The 21,551-nt window shown below is 70.7% G+C and carries 22 protein-coding genes and 1 tRNA gene; 14 read left to right on the top strand and 9 right to left on the bottom strand.

Annotated elements, in window-relative coordinates; genetic code table 11:
* Both VHK87_RS16640 and VHK87_RS16635 read left to right on the top strand, forming a co-directional pair.
* Positions 1-478: response regulator (locus tag VHK87_RS16640; protein ID WP_329636008.1), on the top strand; the 478-nt coding region annotated here is incomplete at its 5' end.
* Positions 479-543: 65 nt separating this feature from the next.
* A complete protein-coding gene (locus VHK87_RS16635; protein WP_329636007.1) occupies positions 544-774 on the top strand; it encodes a hypothetical protein in 231 nt (76 codons plus the stop codon).
* On the opposite strand, the gene VHK87_RS16630 is transcribed toward VHK87_RS16635, so the two are convergent.
* Genes VHK87_RS16630 through queC form a run of 3 tightly spaced genes read right to left on the bottom strand, consistent with a single transcriptional unit; the run spans position 771 to position 2,542 of the window.
* Positions 771-1,145 (bottom strand): 6-carboxytetrahydropterin synthase, encoded by a 375-nt coding sequence (locus tag VHK87_RS16630; RefSeq protein ID WP_329636006.1) that lies wholly within the window; start codon positions 1,143-1,145, stop codon positions 771-773. The genes VHK87_RS16635 and VHK87_RS16630 overlap by 4 nt on opposite strands.
* 36 nt (positions 1,146-1,181) lie before the next feature.
* The gene (gene queE / locus VHK87_RS16625) at positions 1,182-1,814 is read right to left on the bottom strand and encodes a 7-carboxy-7-deazaguanine synthase (RefSeq protein WP_329636005.1); all 633 of its coding nucleotides are present in this window, start codon (positions 1,812-1,814) and stop codon (positions 1,182-1,184) included.
* A complete protein-coding gene (gene queC, locus VHK87_RS16620; RefSeq protein WP_329636004.1) occupies positions 1,811-2,542 on the bottom strand; it encodes a 7-cyano-7-deazaguanine synthase QueC in 732 nt (243 codons plus the stop codon). Before queC ends, queE begins: the two co-directional genes overlap by 4 nt.
* 155 nt (positions 2,543-2,697) lie before the next feature.
* Here queC and VHK87_RS16615 point away from each other — a divergent pair, with 155 nt between their 5' ends.
* The 4 genes from VHK87_RS16615 (at position 2,698) to VHK87_RS16600 (ending at position 7,530) form a co-directional block, all read left to right on the top strand.
* Positions 2,698-3,798 carry a response regulator gene (locus VHK87_RS16615; protein WP_329636003.1) on the top strand — a complete coding sequence of 367 codons (1,101 nt, stop codon included), beginning with the start codon at positions 2,698-2,700 and terminating at the stop codon, positions 3,796-3,798.
* Positions 3,799-3,871: 73 nt separating this feature from the next.
* Entirely contained in the window at positions 3,872-5,299 is a 1,428-nt protein-coding gene (locus VHK87_RS16610) for an FAD-binding oxidoreductase (protein WP_329636002.1), read from the top strand.
* Positions 5,296-6,018 (top strand): GNAT family N-acetyltransferase, encoded by a 723-nt coding sequence (locus VHK87_RS16605; protein WP_329636001.1) that lies wholly within the window; start codon positions 5,296-5,298, stop codon positions 6,016-6,018. Before VHK87_RS16610 ends, VHK87_RS16605 begins: the two co-directional genes overlap by 4 nt.
* Positions 6,019-6,123: 105 nt before the next feature.
* Positions 6,124-7,530, top strand: a complete 1,407-nt coding sequence (locus VHK87_RS16600) for an alpha/beta hydrolase domain-containing protein (RefSeq protein ID WP_329636000.1) — start codon at positions 6,124-6,126, stop codon at positions 7,528-7,530.
* A 72-nt stretch (positions 7,531-7,602) separates the two neighbouring features.
* Here VHK87_RS16600 and VHK87_RS16595 read toward each other — a convergent pair.
* A tRNA-Met gene (locus VHK87_RS16595) sits at positions 7,603-7,679 on the bottom strand.
* 96 nt (positions 7,680-7,775) lie between these two features.
* Here VHK87_RS16595 and VHK87_RS16590 point away from each other — a divergent pair.
* The 3 genes from VHK87_RS16590 to VHK87_RS16580 are packed head-to-tail and all read left to right on the top strand — an operon-like array spanning position 7,776 to position 11,779.
* Positions 7,776-8,804: a glycosyltransferase gene (locus tag VHK87_RS16590; protein ID WP_329635999.1), complete on the top strand. Its 1,029-nt coding sequence runs from the start codon at positions 7,776-7,778 to the stop codon at positions 8,802-8,804.
* Positions 8,804-10,492, top strand: a complete 1,689-nt coding sequence (asnB, locus tag VHK87_RS16585; RefSeq protein WP_329635998.1) for an asparagine synthase (glutamine-hydrolyzing) — start codon at positions 8,804-8,806, stop codon at positions 10,490-10,492. The genes VHK87_RS16590 and asnB overlap by 1 nt, the downstream gene beginning before the upstream one ends.
* 42 nt (positions 10,493-10,534) lie before the next feature.
* Entirely contained in the window at positions 10,535-11,779 is a 1,245-nt protein-coding gene (locus VHK87_RS16580) for a PQQ-dependent sugar dehydrogenase (RefSeq protein ID WP_329635997.1), read from the top strand.
* Between the two features lie 7 nt (positions 11,780-11,786).
* Here the strand turns inward: VHK87_RS16580 and VHK87_RS16575 are convergent, their stop codons facing one another.
* Positions 11,787-12,797 (bottom strand): sensor histidine kinase, encoded by a 1,011-nt coding sequence (locus tag VHK87_RS16575; protein ID WP_329635996.1) that lies wholly within the window; start codon positions 12,795-12,797, stop codon positions 11,787-11,789.
* A gap of 113 nt (positions 12,798-12,910) precedes the next feature.
* Here VHK87_RS16575 and VHK87_RS16570 point away from each other — a divergent pair, with 113 nt between their 5' ends.
* Complete coding sequence (locus VHK87_RS16570) at positions 12,911-13,726, top strand: enoyl-CoA hydratase/isomerase family protein (RefSeq protein WP_329635995.1); 816 nt, start codon at positions 12,911-12,913, stop codon at positions 13,724-13,726.
* A 33-nt stretch (positions 13,727-13,759) separates the two neighbouring features.
* Here the strand turns inward: VHK87_RS16570 and VHK87_RS16565 are convergent, their stop codons facing one another.
* On the bottom strand, positions 13,760-14,872 hold the full coding sequence (locus VHK87_RS16565; RefSeq protein WP_329635994.1) for an NAD(P)/FAD-dependent oxidoreductase: 1,113 nt from the start codon (positions 14,870-14,872) through the stop codon (positions 13,760-13,762).
* A 34-nt stretch (positions 14,873-14,906) separates the two neighbouring features.
* Positions 14,907-15,566 carry a TetR/AcrR family transcriptional regulator gene (locus VHK87_RS16560; RefSeq protein WP_329635993.1) on the bottom strand — a complete coding sequence of 220 codons (660 nt, stop codon included), beginning with the start codon at positions 15,564-15,566 and terminating at the stop codon, positions 14,907-14,909.
* A gap of 142 nt (positions 15,567-15,708) precedes the next feature.
* Here VHK87_RS16560 and VHK87_RS16555 point away from each other — a divergent pair, with 142 nt between their 5' ends.
* The 4 genes from VHK87_RS16555 to VHK87_RS16540 all read left to right on the top strand — a co-directional run bounded on the left by VHK87_RS16555 (position 15,709) and on the right by VHK87_RS16540 (position 18,902).
* Positions 15,709-17,019, top strand: a complete 1,311-nt coding sequence (locus VHK87_RS16555; protein ID WP_329635992.1) for a tetratricopeptide repeat protein — start codon at positions 15,709-15,711, stop codon at positions 17,017-17,019.
* 306 nt (positions 17,020-17,325) lie between these two features.
* Positions 17,326-17,808 carry an ArsI/CadI family heavy metal resistance metalloenzyme gene (locus VHK87_RS16550; protein ID WP_329635991.1) on the top strand — a complete coding sequence of 161 codons (483 nt, stop codon included), beginning with the start codon at positions 17,326-17,328 and terminating at the stop codon, positions 17,806-17,808.
* A 46-nt stretch (positions 17,809-17,854) separates the two neighbouring features.
* Positions 17,855-18,196, top strand: coding sequence for a metalloregulator ArsR/SmtB family transcription factor (locus VHK87_RS16545; RefSeq protein WP_329635990.1), 342 nt, complete (start codon positions 17,855-17,857; stop codon positions 18,194-18,196).
* A gap of 4 nt (positions 18,197-18,200) precedes the next feature.
* On the top strand, positions 18,201-18,902 hold the full coding sequence (locus VHK87_RS16540; RefSeq protein WP_329635989.1) for an MIP/aquaporin family protein: 702 nt from the start codon (positions 18,201-18,203) through the stop codon (positions 18,900-18,902).
* Here the strand turns inward: VHK87_RS16540 and VHK87_RS16535 are convergent.
* Together VHK87_RS16535 and VHK87_RS16530 are read right to left on the bottom strand one after the other, a co-directional pair.
* Complete coding sequence (locus tag VHK87_RS16535) at positions 18,886-20,178, bottom strand: dicarboxylate/amino acid:cation symporter (RefSeq protein WP_329635988.1); 1,293 nt, start codon at positions 20,176-20,178, stop codon at positions 18,886-18,888. The two genes, VHK87_RS16540 and VHK87_RS16535, sit on opposite strands and share 17 nt — an antisense overlap.
* A gap of 100 nt (positions 20,179-20,278) precedes the next feature.
* Positions 20,279-21,551 (bottom strand): DUF6537 domain-containing protein (locus VHK87_RS16530; RefSeq protein WP_329635987.1); only part of this gene is annotated, 1,273 nt, incomplete at its 5' end.

Below are 21,551 nucleotides of genomic sequence, written 5' to 3'. Positions count from 1 at the left end.
CAATCAGCACGCCCGGGTGCTGGTGACCGAGATCCTGCGTTCGCTGGACGTGCATCATGTCTTCGAAGCGGCCGACGGCTCCACCGGTCTGCAGCAGCTGCGCGAGCACCAGATCGACATCATCTTCACCGACCTGTCGATGCAGCCGATGGACGGCATCGAGTTCGTCCGCCGGCTGCGCAACGCCCCCGACAGCCCCAACCAGATGGCCCCGGTGATCATGGTCACCGGCCACTTCACCCTCGCCAAGGTCGCCGAGGCGCGCGACGCCGGGGTGAACGAGTTCCTGTCCAAGCCGCTGACCGCCCGAGGGGTGATCGAAAGGCTGCAGCGGGTGATCGAGCAGCCCCGCCCGTTCGTGCGCACCGACAGCTACTTCGGCCCCGACCGCCGCCGCCGGCAGGACCCGGAGTACCGCGGCCCGAAGCGCCGCAAGAGCGACGCCGTGGCGCGAAGGGCTCCGACTCAGGAAATCTAGCCCAGCGCCATCATTCGGCGCGGTTTACGGCGTCCCTTTCCGCCGGGGCGTCCAGGAGTTCTCCGGTGACATTCGTGCGTATCCTCGTCCTCGCCGCCGCAGGGCTGGCCCTGTCCGGCTGCATCTCGACTGTGGTCGGCGCGACCGCCGGTGCTGCGGTAGGCGTCGCGGGCGCCACGGTCGGCGTCGCGGCCAAGGGCGTGGGGCTCACCGCCACGGGCGCAGGCAAGGTCGTCGGCGCGGCGATCCCCGACCGCAAGGAACAGCCGCCGGAAGAGCGCGGCGGCGAGTACTAGCCGACTTCCATCGCGCAGCGCTCGCCGATGGTCGGGCGTGAGACGACGATGCGCGACAGGCCAGGGAACCTGGGCTGCAGCCGTTCAGCGAAGTAGCGGCAGAGGTTCTCCAGCGTCGGGCTCGCCAGCCCCTCCTTCTCGTTCAGCACGCCGTGGTCAAGTTCGCCGGCGACGGCGCGCAACGCCTGGTCGAGGTCGGCGAGGTCGGCGACCCAGCCGACCGGCCCGGTCGCCTCCCCCCGCACGGACGCCTCGACGCTGAACGAGTGGCCGTGCATGCGCGTGTAGCCGCGCTCGAGCGAGCCGTCGGGCAGGTAGTGGGCCGCGTCGAAGGTGGCGGCCTTGGTGATCTCGAAGATGGGTGAGGTCATCTAGTCTGAAGGTGCGGCGGGCGGCGCGGGCCGCCTCTAGGGAATGCCCAGGTATTTGTGGGTCTGGACGCTTAAACGCCAGCGTGGGTGGGCGAGGCAATAGGCGATCGCCGCTTGGGTGTTCGCCGCCCGGTCCGGCCCGTCCATGGGCTGCAGGAAGAAGCGTTCGAATTCCAGCCCCTCGAACCTGGCCGGGTCGACGCGCGGCTGGGGAAACACCAGCTTCAGCTCCTGGCCGCGGGTCTGGGCCAGCGGCGCGTCGGCCTTGGGGCTGACGCAGATCCAATCGATGCCGGCTGGCGCGGCCAGGGTGCCGTTGGTCTCCACGGCGATCTCGAAGCCGCGGGCGTGCAGCGCGGCGATCAGCGGCGGATCGAGCTGCAGCAGGGGCTCGCCTCCGGTGCAGACCACCAGCCGGCCGACCTCGCCACCCGTCCACGCCGCCTCGACGGCCGCCGCGAGCTCGTCGGCGCTCGCGAACCGTCCGCCGCCGGGCCCGTCCATGCCGACGAAGTCCGTATCGCAGAAATTGCAGACCGCGCTCGCCCGGTCCTGCTCGCGCCCGGACCACAGGTTGCAGCCGGCGAAACGGCAGAACACCGCCGGCCGGCCGGCCTGGCCGCCCTCGCCCTGCAAGGTGAGGAAGATCTCCTTGACCGCGTAGCTCATGGGGCGAGCGCCGGGCGGCCCGCCTGGACCCAGCCCTCCCAGCCCTTCGTACGCAGCTCACAGGCGGGGCAGTTTCCGCAGCCGTAGCCCCAGGCGTGCCGCGCCCCGCGCTCGCCGCGGTAGCAGGTGTGGCTCTCCTCCAGGATCAGGCTCACCAGCGCCTCTCCGCCCAGCCCCTTGGCCAGCGCCCAGGTCTCGGCTTTCGTCAGCCGCATCAGCGGGGTCTCGATCCGGAAGTCCTGGGCCATGCCGAGGTTGAGCGCCCGCTCCAGGGCGTCGAGCGCCTCGCGCCGGCAATCGGGATAGCCCGAGTAGTCGGTTTCGCACATGCCGCCGACCAGCGCCTTGGCGCTCCGCCGGTCGGCCAGCGCCGCCGCGTAGGTCAGGAACACCAGGTTGCGGCCCGGCACGTAGGTGGACGGCAGGCCCTTGTCGGTCAGCTCGAAGGCCCGCTCGGCGGTCATCGCCGTGTCGGCGATCGCCCCGAAGCCGCGGATCTCCAGGATGTGGTCGGCGCCCAGCCGGCCGGCCCACTGCGGAAAGCGCTCGGCCACGGCGCGGCGCACGACGGTGCGCGCCTGCATCTCCACGGAATGGCGCTGGCCATAGTCGAACCCGACCGTCTCGACCCGCTCATAGCGCTCCAGCGCCCAGGCCAGGCAGACGCTGGAATCCTGGCCGCCCGAGAAGAGGACGATCGCCTCGCAGGGGGGCTCGGTGTTGCTCATCGGCCCCCATATGCGCGCGCGCCGCGCCTGCGCAAGCTTCGGACCGCGCCGGCTTTTCTGGATTTTTCGTCAGCGGCGTCGGGGCGCGGTTGAATTTAACGTCTCTGCAAGCGCTCGGGAGTCATTGTGCTCAAAGACAAAAAGCCTGGCGGTCCATGTCCCTGCCCGAGTTCTTCATCGAGCGTATTACCGACGAGGTCCGTCTGCAGATGGACGGCGTCCTTGCGCTCGCCCAGAGACTTACCCGCCAGCCCCTCGGCGGCGACGCCCAGACCTGCGTCGCCGGCATCACCGAGGCGGCCGAGACGGTGCGTCGGGTTCTGGAGAGCAGCATCGAGCTGAAAGCGGCGACGAACCAGGACCTGCCCTTCTCGCCTGAGCCGACCCTGCTGCGCGAGGTGATGGACCAGGTGCAGCAGCGCTGGGAGACCCGCGCGGCCGAGAACGGCGTCACCCTTTCCGTCTCCTACCACGGCCATCCCGAGGCCATGGCTCTGCTGGACGCCAGCCGGCTGATGCAGGTGTTCGACGGCTTCATCGCCCAGGCGGTGGCCGGCACCCGGCGCGGCGGCATCGAGGCCAGCCTGAAGGCCGAGACCGACGGCGAGGGCCTGCGGCTGGAAGGCCGGGTCCGCGACAGCGGCGACCGCTCCAGCATCCAGGACAAGTACGACATCCGCGAGATCGAGGCCCGCTTCGGCCTGGAGACCGCCCTGGGCGTGGCCCTCGGCCATCGCATCGTCAAGTCGCTCGGCGGCAAGATCGAGGTGGAGCCGAACGCCGGGGCCGGCGAGACGGTGATGTTCGAGCTGAAGGCCGCCGCCGCGGTAGCCCAGCCGGAGATTCCCGAAGAGGCGCCCGCCTCCCGCGCCGCCCATATCCTGATCGTCGACGACAACGCGACCAACCGCATGGTCGCCGAGACCCTGTGCGAGATGTTCGACTGCACCGCCGAGACGGCCGAGGACGGCCTGGAAGCGGTGGAGGCGGCCCGCACCGGCCGCTTCGACCTGATCCTGATGGACATCAAGATGCCGCGCATGGACGGGGTGGCCGCCTCCAAGGCGATCCGCGCCCTGCCTGGACGGCTGGGCCGGGTGCCGATCATCGCCCTGACCGCCAACGCCGACCCGGAGGACGCCGCGGGTTACCTCAAGGCGGGGATGAACGGCGTCGTCGAGAAGCCGATGAAGCCGGACAACCTGCTGCAGGCGCTTCAGGCCGCGCTCGGCGAGAACCCGGCCGCGGCGGCCTGAGCCCCGCGTTTCTCCCCTCCGCACAGCCGCCGACAAGGCTAAGATGGTCCCAACCCCGACAGGGAGGGGACCAATGGACAAGCTGCTCGCCAAGCTCTCCGACAGTCTGGGGCCCGGCGGCCTCCTGACCGGCGACGACGCCGTGCAGGCGGCCAAGAGCGTCTGGACGCGCCTAGGCCAACCCATCGCCGTCGCGCGGCCGAGATCGACCGAAGAGGTCGCAGCCGTGCTCAGGGCCTGCCATGCGGCGGGCGTTCCGGTGACCCCGTGGGGCGGGCGCACCGGCCTGGTGGACGGCGCCTTCGCCACCGGCGCGGTCGCGCTGCTCACCGACCGCATGAACCGCATCGAGGAGATCGACCGCCAGGGGTCGACCATGACCGTGCAGGCCGGCTGCATCCTGCAGACCGCCTGCGAGGCGGCCGAGGCGCAGGGCCTCTTCCTGCCGCTGGACCTTGGGGCGCGGGGCTCGGCCACCATCGGCGGCGTGGTATCCACCAACGCCGGCGGCAACCGGGTGCTGCGCTATGGCATGACCCGCGACATGGTGCTGGGCCTGGAGGGGGTGCTGGCCGACGGCACGGTCGTCTCGGCGCTCAACCCGTTGATCAAGAACAACACCGGCTTCGACCTCAAGCAGCTGTTCATCGGCTCCGAGGGCTGCCTCGGCGTCGTCACCCGCGCGGTCCTTCGGCTGCGGCCCCAGCCCACCAGCCAGGACGCCGCCTTCCTGGCCGTGGAGAGTTTCGAGAATCTGCCCAAGCTGCTGCGCCTGTTCGAGCGCGAGCTGTCGGGCACGCTGTCGGCCTTCGAGGTGATGTGGCGCGAGTTCTACGAGCTGGTCACCACCGAGCCGGCCAAGGGCCGCCCGGTCCTGCCGCACGGCGCGCCGTTCTACGTCCTGGTCGAAACCCTCGGCGCCGATCAGGCCGGCGACTCCGAGCGGATGGAGCGGGCCCTTGAGACGGCGCTCGAGGCCGGCCTCGTGGCCGACGCGGTGGTCGCCAAATCCAAGGCCGAGCGCGACCGCATCTGGGCCCTCCGCGACGATGTCGCCCAGGTCGCCCGCAACGGCCCGGTGTTCACCTTCGACGTATCGCTGAAGATCTCGGACATGGAGGCCTACCTCGCCGAACTGAAGTCGGCCCTGTTGGCCCGCTGGCCGGCCGCTTCGACGGTGGTGTTCGGCCACCTCGGCGACGGCAACCTGCACATCATCGTGGGCGTCGGCGACCGGGCGGCGCGCAGGCCGGTCGAGGACTTAGTCTACGGCCACCTGCAGAAGATCGGCGGCTCTATCAGCGCCGAGCACGGCATCGGCCTGCAGAAGCGCGACTACCTGGCCTGCTCCCGCAGCCCCGAGGAGATCGCCCTGATGGCCCGGCTGAAAGCGATGTTCGACCCGAAGAACATCCTCAATCCCGGCAAGGTGCTGGAGCCGGCCGGCGCTCCTGCTGCGGTGGCCGAGCCCGCGACCGCCGAGACAGGCCTCTTGGGTTGAACGGCCTCGCTTTGATCGCCCTCGACGCCGAGGCGACCTTCCTCACCCGCCCCGACGGCCGGATCACCGCCGAGAACGAGCCGACGCCTGCCCCCGCGCCGCGGATGTTCCTGGCCGGCAGCGCCGATGGAAACCTGCTGCGCCTGCGCGACGACGTGGATCCGGGCGCCGCTCGCGAAATCGAGCGCTTGGTCGCCGATGAGCCCCCGCTCGCCGCACCGGAGGCCCAACCCTGCTTCCTGCCGCGGTATCGCGAACTGCTGGACGGGGCAGAGCCGCAGTTCGGCCTCTCCTTCGAGCTTCCGCACGGCTTGGCGCCCGCCGCAGAGGCCGAGTTCGTCTACTCGGGCGCGCCGGCGGGCGAGGCCCTGATGGCCCGTTTCCAGGCCGAGGGCATGCCGCCGCAGCTGGCGGCGAACGGCTTCGGCGATGTCGACGAATTCTGGGCGCCCTGGTGCCTGGCGCAGATCGAGGGCGAGGCCGCCGCGATCGCCTTCGCCGCGCGGCTGGGCCCGAAGGGCGCGGCGCTGGGCCTCGTCACCTTTCCGCAGTTCCGCGGCCGCGGCCTCGGCGCGGCCGTCACCGCCGCCTGGACCCGGCATCCGGAGCTCTCCACGCGAAGGCTCTTCTACGGCTGCTCGCGGGAGAACCTCTCCTCGCGGCGCGTGGTCGAACGGCTGGGCCTGCGGTTCATCGGCCCCACGTTGCGGCTGGTCTGAAGGGCGGGCAACAGGCGATCGCAGCTTCAGGCCGGCGGCCATTGCGGCTAGGTTGCGGGAACGAGGATGCAGCCGGCGACAGGCTGCCCCGCGAGGGAGCGAGACATGATCGAAGGACCCGTCACAGGAGGGAAGCACGGCTGGCCCTTCAACCGCCCGCTTATCGACCTGGCGCAGAAGGGCTACGTCGAGGCGGAGTACTTCCTGACAGGCGAGGCTGCGACCTATGGCCCGGCGCCAGCCGCGGAACTCGGCCGCGACGGGAAGTGGCGCGTCCAGCCGAAGGGCAAGGTCCCCTTCAAGACCCGCTTCCTGGTCTATCGCCCCGCCGACCCCGCGAAGTTCAACGGCACCGTGGTGGTGTGCTGGAACAACGTCACGGCCGGCTATGAGCTCTTCCTCGGCGAAAGTCCCGAGGTGCTGGAGGGCGGCTACGCCTACGTCTGCGCCAGCGTTCAGCGGGTGGGTGTTCACGGCTTCGAGGAGAATCCCCAGGGCCTCGTGGCCTGGGACGGCGAACGCTACGGCGATCTCAGCATCCCCACTGACGACGCCTCGTACGACATCTTCTCCCAGGTCGCCCGCGCCGTGGGGCCTGACCGCGACCGCGCGGTCGACCCCCTGGGCGGTCTGGAGGTGCGCAAGGTCATCGGCCTGGGCGCCTCGCAATCGGCCGGGCGGCTGTCGACCTACATCAACGCCGTCCATCCGCTGCCGCCCGAGCAGGGCGGCCACGCCTTCGACGGCTACATGCTGCAGATCTACTTCGGCAGCGGCACGCCGATCGAGGACAGCGACCGTCCGGTCAATCCGGCCGGCGCAAACGCCCGTCCCCTGCCGCGCGGCCAGAACCTGATCCGCGACGATCTCGACGTGCCGGTGATGATCGTCAACACCGAGCTCGAGGCGATCGCCTGCCAGAGCGTGCGCCAGCCCGACACCGACCGCTTCCGCACCTGGGAAGCGGCGGCGCTCACCCACGTCTCCTACCAGGCCCAGCTGATCCGCAACGCCAAGTACCAGCGCGACTTCGGCGTGGCGCCGCCGCCGCCATCCGAACAGATGAACCGGATCTACCTGCAGCCCTTCTACGACGCCGCGCTGCATCACCTGAACCGCTGGGTGAACGGCGGCGCCGCCCCGCCCAGCCAGCCCCTGATCGACTTCACCAGCGACGGCAACGTGGTCCGCGACCGGCACGGGATCGCCACCGGCGGCGCCCGCCTGCCCCAGGCCGACGCCCCGGTCGCCATGAACAGCTCGACGCCCGTCTCCGACGACTTCGCCGGCCGCCTGCGCGGCTCCAGCAGGCCCTTCGACGCCGCCACGCTGAAAGCCCTCTATGGCGACGAGGCCGGCTACCTCGCCAAGTTCAAGCACGCGGCCTCGGCGGCGGTGGCGGCCGGCGTGCTGCTGCCGCGCGATGTCGAGCCCGCGGCGGAGGAGGCGGCCCGCGAATACCGCAGAGCCCGGGAGATGGCGGCTCGCCAGCCTGTGGGCGCGGCCGGTTGATCGGTGGCCGGCTTAGGGCGGAACCTGCGACTTCCCTGAAGCCGGAAAGGGAACGTTCCGATCGGGGGAACGTGGTAGCTGGGGGCGGGATCGAACCGCCGACCTGTGGGTTATGAATCCACCGCTCTAACCATCTGAGCTACCCAGCCACGGGGCCATCCAGGCGAGGGGCGTGTATAGGGATTTCGCCCCCGCGCATCAAGCGCCTCGCGCGCGCCGCAAACCCCAGCTAGTTTCCCCCCTTCATGAGCGTGCTTCACCTGTTGGGAACGGCCGGCGACGGCGGGGCCGAGACCTATTTCGTGGATCTGGTGAGGGCCCTGGCGCGCGACGGCGTTCCGCAGGCGGCCGCTCTGCGCAAGCACCCGGGACGTCAGGCGGCGCTGGCGCAGGCCGGCGTGCCGGCCACGGCGCTGGGCTTCGGGGGGCCCTTCGACCTCTCGACCAAGGGCAAGGCCGCCAAGTTCGCCAAGGCCAAACGCGTCAAGATCGCCGTGGCCTGGATGAACCGCGCCGCCCGCCACACGCCCGCCGGGCCGTGGAAACGGGTCGGCCGGCTCGGCGGCTACTACAAGCTCAAATACTACAAGGGCTTCGACCTGCTGGTCGCCAACACCGACGACATCGCCGACTGGATCGTCGGCCAGGGCTGGCCGGCTGGGAAGGTGCGGGTCATCCCCAACTTCGCCGCCGAGCCGCCGGAGGGCCCGCCCGCCGACCGCGCGGCGCTGAACACCCCTGAGAACGCGCCGCTGTTGCTCGCCATGGGCCGGCTGCACGAGAACAAGGCCCACGACGTCTCGCTGAATGCGCTGGTCGCCCTGCCCGGCGCCTATCTCTGGATCGCCGGCGCCGGCCCGCAGGGGGCCAAGCTGAAGGCCATGGCCGCGGTGCTCGGCGTCGCCGACCGGGTGCGGTTCCTCGGCTGGCGGTCCGATCCGGCAGGCCTCTACCGGGCCGCCGACGTCTGCGTATTTCCCTCGCGCCACGAGCCGCTGGGCAATGTGGTCATCCAGAGCTGGGCCCACGGCCTGCCCGTGGTGGCCGCCGCCAGCCAGGGCCCGGCCGCGCTGATCCGCGACGGCGAGGACGGCCTGCTGGTCCCGGTGGACGACGCCGAGGCGCTGACCGCCGCCGTACGCCGACTGCTGGACGATCCGCTGCTCAAGATCCGACTGATCCAGAACGGCCACGAGCGGGTGGCGGCCGAGTTCTCCGAGGCCGCCGTGACAGCCCAGTGGCGGGACCTGTTCGCCGACCTGGGCGGACCCTGATGTGCGGCATCGCCGGCGTCCTCGGCGCCGAGGGGCCGGTCCGGCCGATGATTGAGGCGCTCGTCCACCGCGGGCCGGACGGCGTGCGATGGGAGCATGTGGCGGGCGGGGTCCTGGCCCACGCGCGCCTGTCGATCATCGACCTGGAGTGCGGCTGGCAGCCGCTGTCGGCCGCCGGCTCCACGGTCATCGGCAACGGCGAGATCTACAACTACCTGGAGCTAACCCAGGCGTTCGGCCTGGAGGGCGAGCTTTCCACCGGCTCGGACTTCGAGCCGCTGCTGCACCTTTACGCGAAGGAAGGCCCGGCCGCCTTCACGCGGCTGCGCGGCATGTACGCCTTCTGCCTGGTGGGAAACGACGGCCGCACCTGGCTGGTGCGCGATCCGTTCGGCATCAAGCCGCTCTACCTGATGGAGAAGGACGGCGCCCTGGCCTTCGCCTCGGAGCCCCGCGCCTTCGTCGCGGCCGGCTGGATCGAGCCCCTGGCGGACCTCGAGGCGGCCGAGGAGCTGGTCGGCCTCAACTACGTGCTCGGCGAGAAGACCCTGCTGTCCGGCGTGAGGCGCCTGCCGCCGGGCGCGGTCGTCGAGGTCACCTCGGCGGGGCTTGAAACGCGCGAGCGTCGGGACCTGCCGGCCTGGTCTCCCGCCCCATCCGACGACGAGGCCCAGCTGGTGAAGGCCCTCGACGCAGTGCTGGAGGACTCGGTGAAGGTCCACCAGCGGTCCGACGTTCCCTACGGCCTGTTCCTGTCCGGCGGCATCGACTCGGCGGCGGTGGCGACGCTGATGGCGCGGCTGAACCAGCGGCCGGTCACCGCCTTCACCTGCGGCTTCGACGCGCCCGGCGCGCGGGACGAGCGGGCCCAGGCCGAGAAGGTGGCCCGGGCGCTGAACCTCGACTGGCGCGAGACGCGGTTCGGCGAAGAGGACTTCTGGCGGATATTGCCCAAGGTCGCCTGGGCGCTGGACGATCCCACCGCCGACTACGCCACCCTGCCCACCTACAAGCTCGCCGAGGCGGCCAAGGGCACGCTGACCGTGGTGCTGACCGGCGAAGGCGGCGACGAGCTGTTCGGCGGCTACGGCCGCTATCGCCGCGCGCTTAGGCCCGGGTGGCTGGGCGGGCGCCCCGCCGAGCCGCGCGAGGCGCGCCCGGAGGTGCTGGCGCGCTGGCGGGGCGAGGCTGCGCCGCCCGCGGGGGTCACCCGGCTGCAGGCTGCGCAGCACGCCGACATCGCTACCTGGCTGCCGAACGACCTGCTGCTCAAGCTCGACCGCTGCCTGATGGCCCACGGGCTGGAGGGCCGCACGCCGTTCCTGGACCTGCAGGTGGCCGCCTTCGCCGGGCCCCTGCCCGATCGGTTCAAGGTGCGCGGGCGCTACGGCAAATGGCTGCTGCGCAAGTGGCTGGAGAGGGCCTGCCCAGCCGCCGAGCCCTGGGCGCGCAAGCAGGGCTTCACCGTGCCCGTGGACGCCTGGATCGCCCCGCGGGCCCGCGACATCGCCGGCCGCATCGCCGGCGTGAAGGCGGTGCGGGCCCTGCGGAGCGAGGATGAAGTGAAGGCCGCCTTCGAAGGGGGGACCGAGCGCTGGCCGCTCTTGTTCTACGCCGTCTGGTCGCTGATCCACCTGGAGGGGGCAAGCCCGGCCGAGGCGCTGGAGGCCTGCTGCGGAACCGTCTGAGCCGGCGGGCCGATATGTGAGGGACGAGTGATGGAGATCTTGATGCGTCGCCTGATCCTGGCCGGCCTAGCCGCCGGCCTCGCCGCCGCCTGCGGACCCGGAGAAGCCCAGACGCCGACGGCGGCCAAGGCCGCCCAGACTGGCGGCCCGCTGGAGACCCGGCCGGCCAACGCCGACTTCCTCAAGCCCGCCTTCGCCGGCCAGACCCGCGCCCCGGAGATGAAGGCGAATGTCGCCTATGAGGTGGTGACCGTCGCCGAGGGGCTGGAAAAGCCCTGGGGCCTCGCCTTCCTGCCCGACGGCCGCCTGCTGGTCACCGAGAAGCCCGGCCGGCTGCGCATCGTGGCGGCGAACGGCCAGCTTTCCCAGCCCGTGGCGGGTCTTCCGGCCGTGGACGCCCGCGGGCAGGGCGGCCTGCTGGGCCTGGCCCTCGACCCGAACTTCGCGAGCAACGGCCTGATCTACTGGGCCTACGCGGAGCGTCACGAGAACGGCCTGACCAACACCGCCGTGGCCCGCGGGCGGCTGGCGGACGGCGCCCCGCCCAAGGTCGAGAACGTCCAGGTGATCTATCGCCAGGTTCCGCAGCTGGACTCGACGATGCACTACGGCGGGCGGCTGGTGTTCGCCCGCGACGGGACGCTGTTCGTGACCCTGGGCGAGCGGTCGATCCTGCCGGGCCGGATGCAGTCGCAGCAGCTGGACAGCGCGCTGGGCAAGATCGTGCGGGTAGGCGCCGACGGCTCGATCCCCAAGGACAATCCCTTCGTCGGCCGCCGGGGCGCGCGGCCCGAGATCTACGCCAGCGGCGTGCGTAACGTGCAGGCGGCCGCCCTTCACCCGCAGACCGGCAAGCTGTGGGAGGTCGAGCACGGGCCCAAGGGCGGCGACGAGATCAACATCATCGCGGCCGGCAAGGACTACGGCTGGCCGACCATCGCCTACGGCGTCGAGTACAGCGGGCCGAAGATCGGCCAGGGCCTCTCGCAGAAGGCGGGCATGGAGCAGCCGATCTACTACTGGGACCCGGTGATCGCCCCTTCCGGCATGGCCTTCTACCAGTCCGACCTGTTCCCGGCCTGGAAGGGCAGCCTGCTGGTGGGCGCGCTGGGCGCCAAGCACGTGGCCCGGCTCACGCTGAAGGGCGACCGGGTGATCGGCGAGGAGCGGCTGCTCACCGAGCTGAACGAGCGGATCCGCGACGTGGTCGTCGGGCCTGACGGGGCCGTCTACGTCGCCACCGACAACGCCAAGGGCCGGGTGCTGAAGCTGGTTCCGCGTCGCTGAGCCGGCGCTAGTTCGGCTCCGGCAGGGGCAGCTTCAGCATCGGCAGCTCGCCCGCCTGGGAGAGGGGAACCTGCAGGACGCAGCGGACGCCCTCCGGCCGATACTCGACGTCGGCCCGGCCGCCGCTTTCCGCTCCGAAGCTGCGGGCGATCAGGCGCGAGCCGAACCCGCGGCGGGTCGGCGGCGCCACCGGCGGCCCCCCGGACTCCTCCCAAAGTACAGTGAGGTGCCGCCCGCCCTGAGAGTCGAGCGCGAAGCTCCAGGTCAGCCTCACCCGGCCCTCGGAGCGACTTAATGCGCCATGCTTCACCGCGTTAGTGGCGAGCTCATGCAGAACCAGCGACATGGCCACCGCCTGATGCGGACTGAGGCGGACCGGCGGCCCGTCGATGTAAAACGCGCTGCTTTCGGTGTGGAGGTGCGCGGCCAGCGCGCGGTGCACGATCGCGTGCAGGTCGGCGCCCGCCCAATTCTGCTCGACGAGGACGTCGTGCGCCTTGGAAAGGGCGATCAGCCGCTGGGTGAAGTCCTCCCGGATGGCCGAATTCAGGCCTGACGCCCGCAGCGTCTGTTCGGCGATCGACTGGACCGTCACGAGCGTATTCTTGATCCGGTGGTTCAGTTCGTGAAGCAGCAGAACACGCTGCTCTTCGGCAAGCCGTGTCGCGGTCTCGTCTCGCATGATCTTGACCAGACCGGTCACCTCCGCAGCCTCCAGGCGCATGGTGACGCCATTGCCCCAGAAGCGCTCGCCGTTCTTGCGCACGTGCCAGCGGCTGTCCTCGGCGCGGCCTTCTCGGAGCGCCTTCTCCATCTCCATCCGGTGCGCCCCGGCCGCGGCGTCTGGCGGGGTGAAGATCGTGGCGATATCCATCCCCACGGCGTCGGCCGCGCTGAAGCCTAGGATGCGCTCCGCCCCCGGGCTCCAGCTGGTGACCCGGCCTTCAAGATCGAGGGTGCAGATCGCGTAATCCAGCGCGTTGTCGATGATCTGCGCCGCCAGGCGCGGGTCATACATCGACGGACCCTGTCCTTGGTCGTCAGCCATGCTTGCGAGAACGCCGCTCGGATCGCTTGGTATCCGCACCGCTTGCCGCGCTAGTGTGGGCCGCGAGTACAAGGAGCGGCGAAATGGCGGGTCCCGACCCCTTCGAACACGAGTGGCGGCTGATCCGGGTGAGCCGGCGCAACGCCGTGGCGGAGGTGGCCCTCGCCCGGCCCGAGGCCCGAAACGCGCTCAGCGTCGAGCTGATCGAGGAGCTGACTGAGGTCGCCCGGATGCTGCGGCTGCGCACCGACGTGCACGCGGTGATCCTCACCGGGACCGACAGCTTCTTCTCGGCCGGGGCGGACCTGCGCGAGCGCACGAAGCGGCTCGACGCCGACGGCCTGCTGGAAGCCCGGCGGCTGGTGATGGGCGGGCCAGACATGTGCAAGGCCTGGGACGAGATCGAGGCGGTGACCATCGCCGCCATCGAGGGCTTCTGCATCGGCGGGGCCGCGGCGCTGGCGGTCAGCTGCGACTTCCGGGTGATGGCCCGCTCGGCCAGCCTGCGCCTGCCGGAGGTGCCGCTGGGCATGAACATGAGCTGGCGGGTGCTGCCCCGCATCGTCTCGCTGATGGGGCCAGCCAAGGCCAAGCGGTTCGTGATGTTCGGCGAGGCCTTGGACGGGCCGGCCTGCCTCGACCAGGGCCTGGCCGACGAGGTGGTGGAGGACGGCGGGGCGCTCGCCGCCGCCCGCGCGTGGGCGGAGCGCGTCGTCGCCCTGCCGCCGGTGTCGGTGCGCATGACCAAGGAGGCGATCAACGCCATCGCGGGCGCCACCGCCTGGTCCTCCATCTACATGGACCGCGACCAGTACCTGCTGACCAGCCGCTCGGACGACTACCGCGAGGGCATCCTGGCGTTCCGCGAGAAGCGCAAGCCGAGGTTCACGGGCCGATAGACCTCTCCCCGGCGCAGCGGGGGGGAGAGGTCTTCAAAGCCCCAGTCGCGCCGCCGCCTCCTCGCCGATCGCCAGCGACGAGGTCAGGCCCGGGCTCTCGATGCCGAACAGGGCGGCCAGGCCGGCGATCCCGTGCACGTCCGCGCCGTCGATGCGGAAGTCGGGCTGGGGCTCGCCGGGGCCGTGGATTTTGGGGCGGATGCCGGCATAGTCGGGCGCCAGCGCGCCATCCGGCAGGTTGGGCCAGAACTTGCGGATATAGCTGTAGAAGCCCTCCGCCGCGTCCGGCTCGACCAAGTAGTTCTCTTCTTCGACATAGACGAGGTCAGGCCCGAACACCGCCTGGCCGCCGAGGTCGCGGCGGTAGTGGGTGCCCAGGGCGCCTGGGATCGGCGGCGGGTAGATCAGCCGTGCGAACGGCGCCTTGCCCTGCAGGCGGAAGTATCGGCCTTTGCCCAGGTGACGCGGCGGGATCGTCTGCGCCGGGAAGCCTTCGATCCGGGCGGCGACGCCCTGCGCGGCCAAGCCCGGCGCGGTCACCAGGTAGCGGACGCTCAGCGTCGCCGGCTCCGCCCCCCCGGCGCGCACCGAGAATCCGCCGCCCTCCAGCGGTGTGGCCGCCTCGAACGGGGTGGAGAGCACCACCGCCCCGCCGGCCGCCTCGATCTCACCCTGCAGGGCCAGCATATAGCCGTGGCTGTCGAACACGCCGCTCTCGGGAGAGAGCAGCGCCATCTCGCAGCGGAGCTCCGGCTCCAGGGCCAGCGCCTCGGCGCGGGTCAGCTCGACCATCCCCTCCACGTCATTGGTCCTGGCCTGCTCCAGCACCGCCGCGACCCGCTCGCCCTCGTCGGCGTTGGTCGCCACCACCAGCTTTCCGCAGCGGTCAAAGGCGACATTGTGGCTCTCCAGGAAGGCGTAAAGCCGTCGCCGGCCGGCGACGCACAACCGCGCCTTCAGCGAGCCGGTCGCGTAGTAGAGGCCCCCGTGGATCACCTCGGAATTGCGCGAGGAGACGCCTTGGCCGATGGCCGCGTCCTGCTCCAGCACCACGACGGTGAGGCCCCTCTGGCTCAGCGCAAAGCCGCACGCCAGGCCGACCGCCCCGGCCCCAACCACCAGGGCGTCGAAATCATATTCGCTCATCGGATTGCGGCTTAGACCAGCTTCCGCCCTGCGCCTAGCGGGCGAAGATCAGCCGCACCGATTCCCTGTAGAGCAGGAGCTGGCGGGCGACGCAGTCGCTGTCTTGCAGAGCCTTGGCGAAGGTCACGCCGCCGGAGGAGAGGGTCAGCACCGCGTCGGCCATCGCCGTCAGGTCCACCTCGCGCTTCGGCGGGTAAGCCTTGGCGATCTCCTCCAGCCAGGCCTGGAACCGCCCGCGCCAGGCCAGAATGCCTTCGGCGTTCATGCGGACGACGTCGCGGTCGAACGACTGGTTCTGGCTGGTGACCGCCGCGATGAAGCAGCCCGGCATGTTGGTCAGGTGGTCCCGCATGTCGTCGGCATACAGCTTCAGGAAGATCAGGAAGCTGTGCAGCGGGTCGTCGCTGAGCGCCCGGGCGCGCTCCGTGAGGTCGTCAAGATAGCCGCGGTTGTTGGCCGCGTAGCGCTCGAACAGCTGCCGGGCGAGGTCGTTCTTGTCCTTGAAGTGGTAGAAGAAGCCGGACTTGGTGATGCCGGCCGCCTCCACCAGCTCCTCGATCGAGGTGGCGGCGAAGCCCTTCCGGATCACCGCCTCGTAGGTCAGGTCCAGCAGGCGCTCGCGCGTGCGCTCGCCTTTGGAGCGCGGCTCGGACTGCACCGGCGGTACAGTTTTCGTCGCGACGTCAGTCGGCATCGGCCCCGTTCCGATCGATGGATGAGCCGCAAGTATCTCAGAGAACAGCGGAATCGGAAACGGCGGAAAAGAGACCGCGCGATCACTAGAGGCTGATCCGACAAGGACGTACCCCTCTGCGCCCCAACAGAGGAGATAAACCATGCATCGGAGAGACATTTCCGGGTTGATCGTTTCGGGCGCCAGCGCCGCGGCCGTCGACGCCTACAACGCGGCGGTGGACTGCTTCCACTGCTACGCCGGCCCGGCGCCGGAGCTGATCGAGCGGGCCATCGCCGACAGCCCGGGCTTCACCATGGCCCATGTGCTGAAGGCCTGGATGAACCTCGTCGGCGCGCCGCCGGAGGCTCAGGTCGAAGGCTTCTCAGCCTTTCAGACCGCGATGGCCCTCGAAGGCGACGACCGCGAACGGGGCCATGTGGCGGCCCTCGCAGCCCTGGTCAGCGGCGAGATCCAGAGCGCCAGCCGCATCCTGGAGGACGTGGCCATCGCCCATCCGCGCGATGCGCTGGCGCTGCACTTCGGCCAGCTGTGCGACTACTTCACCGGCGACGCGCGGATGATGCGCGACCGGATCGCCCGGGCCCTGCCCTTCTGGTCGGAGAGCCAGCCCGACTACCACGCCGTGCTCGGCTTCGCCGCGTTCGGCCTGGAGGAGGCCGGCTACTACGCCCGGGCGGAGGCGATGGGCCGCAAGGCTGTGGAGCTGAAGCCGCGCAACGGCTGGGCCCGGCACGCTGTCGCCCACGTGCTGGAGATGCAGGACCGCCGCGCCGACGGGATCGCCTTCATGCGCGAGGACATCCCGAGCTGGACCGAGGAGAGCTTCTTCCAGGTCCACAACTGGTGGCACCTGGGCCTCTTCCACCTGGGTCTCGGCGACGTCCAGGAGGTGCTGAACCTCTGGGACGGGCCGATCTACGGCGAGCCGTCGCAGGTGCTGATGGACATGGTCGACGCCTCGGCCATGCTCTGGCGGCTCAACCTGGCCGGCGGCGACGTGGGCGCCCGCTGGACCAAGATCGCCGACGTCTACGAGGCCAAGGCCGCCTTTGGCGGGTCGGCCTTCGACGACGCCCACGCCGCCATGGCCTTCGTCGGCACCGGCCGGCGTGACAGCCTCGAGGCGGTTCTGGCGGCGCAGAAGGTGGCGATGGACGGCCCGGGCGACAACGCCGAGGCGGCCCGCGTCGTCGGCCTGCCGCTGATCCAGGGCATCCAGGCCTACGGCCAGGGCGACTGGCGCGTGTGCGTCGAGAAGCTGCGCGAGGTGCGAAACCGGGCCTGGCGGTTCGGCGGCAGCAACGCCCAGCGCGACCTGATCGACATCACCCTGATCGAGGCTGCCCGCCGGGCCGGTGAGATCAGCCTGGAGCGCGCCCTGCTGGCCGAACGCGCCGCCGCCAAGCCGGACGTTCCCGGCGAAGGCCGCGTGCTCAGCCGTGCGGCTTGACGCCAGCCTCCTCCCCGAGCGTCAGCCCAGGCCGGGCCGGAGCCGTAAGGTTCCGGCCCGGCTCTCTCCGGGAGGACAGGCGATCGCCGCCCTCGTGGCGGCGGGGCTGATGGCGTCGACCCTGCTGATCGGCGGGCCAGAATCCGGGCCGCCGCCGCCCGGTCCTGCCGCCTCGATCGATCCCCACTGCCGGTCCGGCGTCTAGTGCGCCGGGCCGGCTTCCTTATGGATTTGCCCCCCGCATTTTCGTGCTTGATAATTCGATGCTTCTGGAATATTCGATATTCAACACGAAAGGAGCTGCCCATGAAACGCCTGCACCTGCACGTCGCCGTCGAGGACCTCGGCCAGTCGATCCGCTTCTACGAGACCCTGTTCGGCGCCCCGCCGAGCGTGTTGAAGCCCGACTACGCCAAGTGGATGCTCGAGGATCCGCGCGTAAACCTGGCCATCTCGCAGCGCGGCGGCGTCTCGTTCGGTGTCGACCACGTCGGCGTCCAGACCGATACGTCCGAGGAGCTGGCCGAGCTTTCGGCGCGGCTAAAGGCGGCGGGCGCCACGACCTTCGACGAGGCCGGCGCCAACTGCTGCTACGCCAGGAGCGACAAGACCTGGGTCGCCGACCCGTCGGGCCTGAAGTGGGAGACCTTCCACACCTTCGGCGAGATCACGACCTACGGCGAGGACGTCGGCCCCGACCTGAATGCGGCTCCCGCCGCCTCGGCCTGCTGCGGCGCGCCGGCGGCCGAGCCTGCGCCTGCCAAGTCCTGCGGCTGCGCCGCCGCCTGAAATGCGCGATTGGCGGCGCTCACCTGGCATCCTAAGTTCCGGAACCATGGAAACATCGAGCGCCGTCTCCGCCCTCTCCGCCCTGGCCCACCCGGGGCGGCTGGAGGTCTACCGCCTGCTCGTGAGGGCGGGCGACGCCGGCATGGCCGCCGGTGAAGTCGCGCGCGCCACAGGCTCCCTGCCCAACACCCTGTCGGCCAACCTCAACATCCTCTCGGGCGCGGGCCTGGTCCGCTCCCGGCGCGAGGGCCGCTCGATCATCTACACCGCCGCCTACGACCGGATGCGCGACCTCCTGGGCTTTCTCATGGAGGACTGCTGCAGCGGAAATCCGGAGATCTGCGGTCCCGTGGCCGAGATGGCCGCCCGCGCCTGCAAAGCCTGCTGAAGCCTTGAGCGACGAAGCCAGCCTCGAGCCGCCCCTCGAGCCCGTCAGCCGGTCCCGGCGGCTCGTCGCCGAGGCGCTGGGCACGGCGATGCTGCTCGCCGTCGTCGTGGGCTCCGGCATCATGGGCGAGCGGCTGGCCGGGGGGAACGAGGCCGTCGCCCTGCTCGCCAACACGCTGGCCACCGGCGCCGGGCTGACCGTCCTGATCGTCGTCTTCGGTCCGCTCTCGGGCGCCCACTTCAATCCGGCGGTGACCCTGGTGTTCGCCCTGCGTAGGGAGATCGGCGCCGGGCTGGCGGCCGCCTACGCCCTGGCCCAGGCGGTCGGCGGGATCGCCGGCGTCTGGGCGGCGCACGCGATGTTCGCCGAGCCGGTGTGGCAGATGTCGGCCAAGCTGCGCGCCGGGCCGTCCCAGGTGTTCTCGGAAGCCGTGGCGACCTTCGGGCTGATCGTCACGATACTCGGCTGCGTGCGGCTGCGGCCGGCGTTCACGCCCATGGCGGTCGGGCTCTACATCACCGCCGCCTATTGGTTCGCCGCCTCGACCTCGTTCGCCAATCCGGCGGTCACCCTGGCGCGGAGCCTCTCGGACACCTTCGCCGGCATCGCGCCGGCCTCCGCGCCGGGCTTCGTGGCCGGCCAGCTCGCCGGCGCCCTCATCGCAGCCGGGCTGATGGCGTGGCTGCTGCCTACTCGACGGGCCTAGCCCGGTAGGCCTCCAGGTCGAGCTCGTCCTCCCACTTGGCGACGGTCACGGCGACGGCGAGGTCGGAGGTGTTGTTCGCGACGGTCCGGGTCATGTCAAGCAGCCGGTCGAAGGGCAGCACGAAGCCCACGACGAGGGCAGTCTGCTCGGCGCTGATCCCGATCGAGCTCAGCACCGCCGCCAGCATGAACAGCGACGCCGATGGGATCGGCGCCGTGCCCACCGCGACCAGCACCGTCGTCAGGCCGGCCAGCAGGTACTGCGTGAAGGTCAGGTCGACGCCGAACGCCTGGACCGCGAACATGGTCAGAAGGCCGATGTAGAGGGCGGTGCCATCCATCGAGACGGTGGTGCCGATCGGCAGCGCGGTCGAGGCCACCGTGTGGGAGACCCCGAGGTTCTTCTCCGCCACCCGCATCGATACCGGCAGGGTCGCGGCCGACGAGGAGGTGGAGAAGGCCACGAGCACCGCGTCCCAGATATCGCGGAAGAAGGGCCAGGCGGGCAGCCGCGCGACGAGCCGGATCAGCCCGCCGTGCACCACCAGCACCTGGAGCAGGCAGCCGAGCACCAGGGCGACGGCCAGGTAGAAGACGTGGACGAACACGCTGACGCCTTGCGTCCCCGCCACCCAGGCGATCAGCGCGAAGACGCCGAACGGGGCGACCTCCATCACCACGCGGACGATGAACAGCATCACCTCGACGCCCGCGTCGAACACCTTGCGCAGCGGATCGCCCTTCTCGCCGATGGCCAGGATCGCGACGCCCACCATGATCGCGAAGAAAATCACCGCCAGGATGTCGCCATTGGCCAGCGCCTCGACAGGATTGAGCGGCACTATGCCCATCAGCTGCTCGGCCACGGTCGGCGGTTCGGCCAGCACGTGCGGCTTGACGCCTTCGAACACCACCCCGCGGCCGACGCCGATCAGAGCGCCCAGCGACTGGCCGACGATCACCGCCACCACCGTGGTGCAGAGGTAGAGGAACAACGTCTTACCGCCGATGGAGCCGAGGCGGCGCGGGTCGCCCATGCCGGTGACGCCCGCAACGATCGAGACGAACACCAGCGGCACCACCACCATCCGGATCAGCCGAATGAACAGGTCCCCGACCCACTTGATGGACTCGGCCGCCTCGCCCAGCAGCGCGCCGGCGATGGCGCCCAGCACCAGCGCGCCGAAGATCCGCTTCCACAGCACCACGTCGAACCAGTAGCGCTGAAGGACGCTGCGGGCCGGCGGGGCGGCGGTCTCGTCTGTAGGCGTGGCCATGGGCGTCCTTCGGTGGTTCAGGCGAGCCTAGGGGCAAGCACGGCCATGCGTCGAGCCCCACCCCCGCTCATCCCGGCGAAAGCCGGGATGAAGCCAAGTCTCAGCCTACCGGCGCCCCTGTCTGGGCCCCGGCTTTCGCCGGGGTGAGCGGAGTTGTTTGCACCCGCTCCCACTCGGCCCACAGTTTCGCCTCTTCGGCCGCGGCGGCTTCGATGGCGGCGGCCTTGATGTGGCCGAAGCCGCGGATCTGCTGCGGCAGGGCGGCGAGCTTCAGGGCGGCGGCGCGGCGTTCCGGCGACAGCCCCTCGAGCAGGCGGTCGAGGCTCGCCTCGTAGCGGCCGATCAGGGCCCGCTCGGTGCGCCGCTCCTCGGTGTACCCGAAGGGATCGAGGGGCGTGCCGCGCAGCCGCTTGAACGTTGAGAGGACCGGGAAGGCGCCGCCGAGCATCCAGCCGCCGAACGCCAGCTTCCGCGGCCGGCCTTCCTTGTCCTTGGGCGCCAGCATCGGCGGCGACAGCCAGACCTTGTTCTTGCCGCCCTGGAACGTCTCGCCGCGATAGGCGGCGAAGCGGCCGTCGGTGTAGAGCCGCGCCACCTCGTACTCGTCCTTATAGGCCATCAGCTTGTAGAGGCTGAGGGCGGCGGCCCGGGTCAGGTCGTCGTCGCCGGCGGCGCGAACACGGGCGATCCGGTCCAGATAGCGTCGGGCGTAGGCTTTGTCCTGGTAGGCCTCGAGCTCGGCCGCGCGGTGGGCGATCAGCTCGTCGAGCGCCATGGTCTCGGGCGTCGGGACGTCGGCCTCGCGCTGGCCGCGGCTGGTCGGATCATGTGCGGCCATGCGGCCGATCTCGAAGGCCTGCAGGTTGGCTTCCGTTTCCACCCCGTTCAGCCGGATGGCCCGGTAGAGGGCGCGGCTGGAGACCGGGATCACCCCCTTCTGCCAGGCGAACCCCAACATGATCATGTTGCCGAAGATGGCGTCGCCCAGCTTGGTCTCGGCCAGGGTCTGGGCGGGGCAGGCGTCGAAGCTCTTGGCGGCGGCCGCCACCCGGCGGGCGAAGGCGGCCGCGTCGTAGCGCACGTCTCGGTCGGTGACGAAGTCAGCGGTGGGCGCGATGTCCGCATCGCCCACCGCCACCGTGCGGTCCTTGGCGTAGAGGGCCAGCGCGTCCGCCCCGGCCGCCACCATCATGTCGCAGGCGATCAGCACGTGGGCGCTGGCGGCCGGCACGCGGCCGCCGATCGGCGTCTCCTCGGTTTCACCGATGCGCACGTGGGAGAAGACCGCCCCGCCCTTCTGGGCCAGGCCCGTCATGTCCACCACGCTGGCCGAGCGCCCGTCCACGTGGGCGGCCATGGCCAGGATGGAGGCG

Source organism: Phenylobacterium sp. (assembly GCF_036263695.1).
Classification (GTDB): Bacteria; Pseudomonadota; Alphaproteobacteria; order Caulobacterales; family Caulobacteraceae; genus Phenylobacterium.
This window is presented reverse-complemented; position numbering and strand designations above follow the sequence as displayed.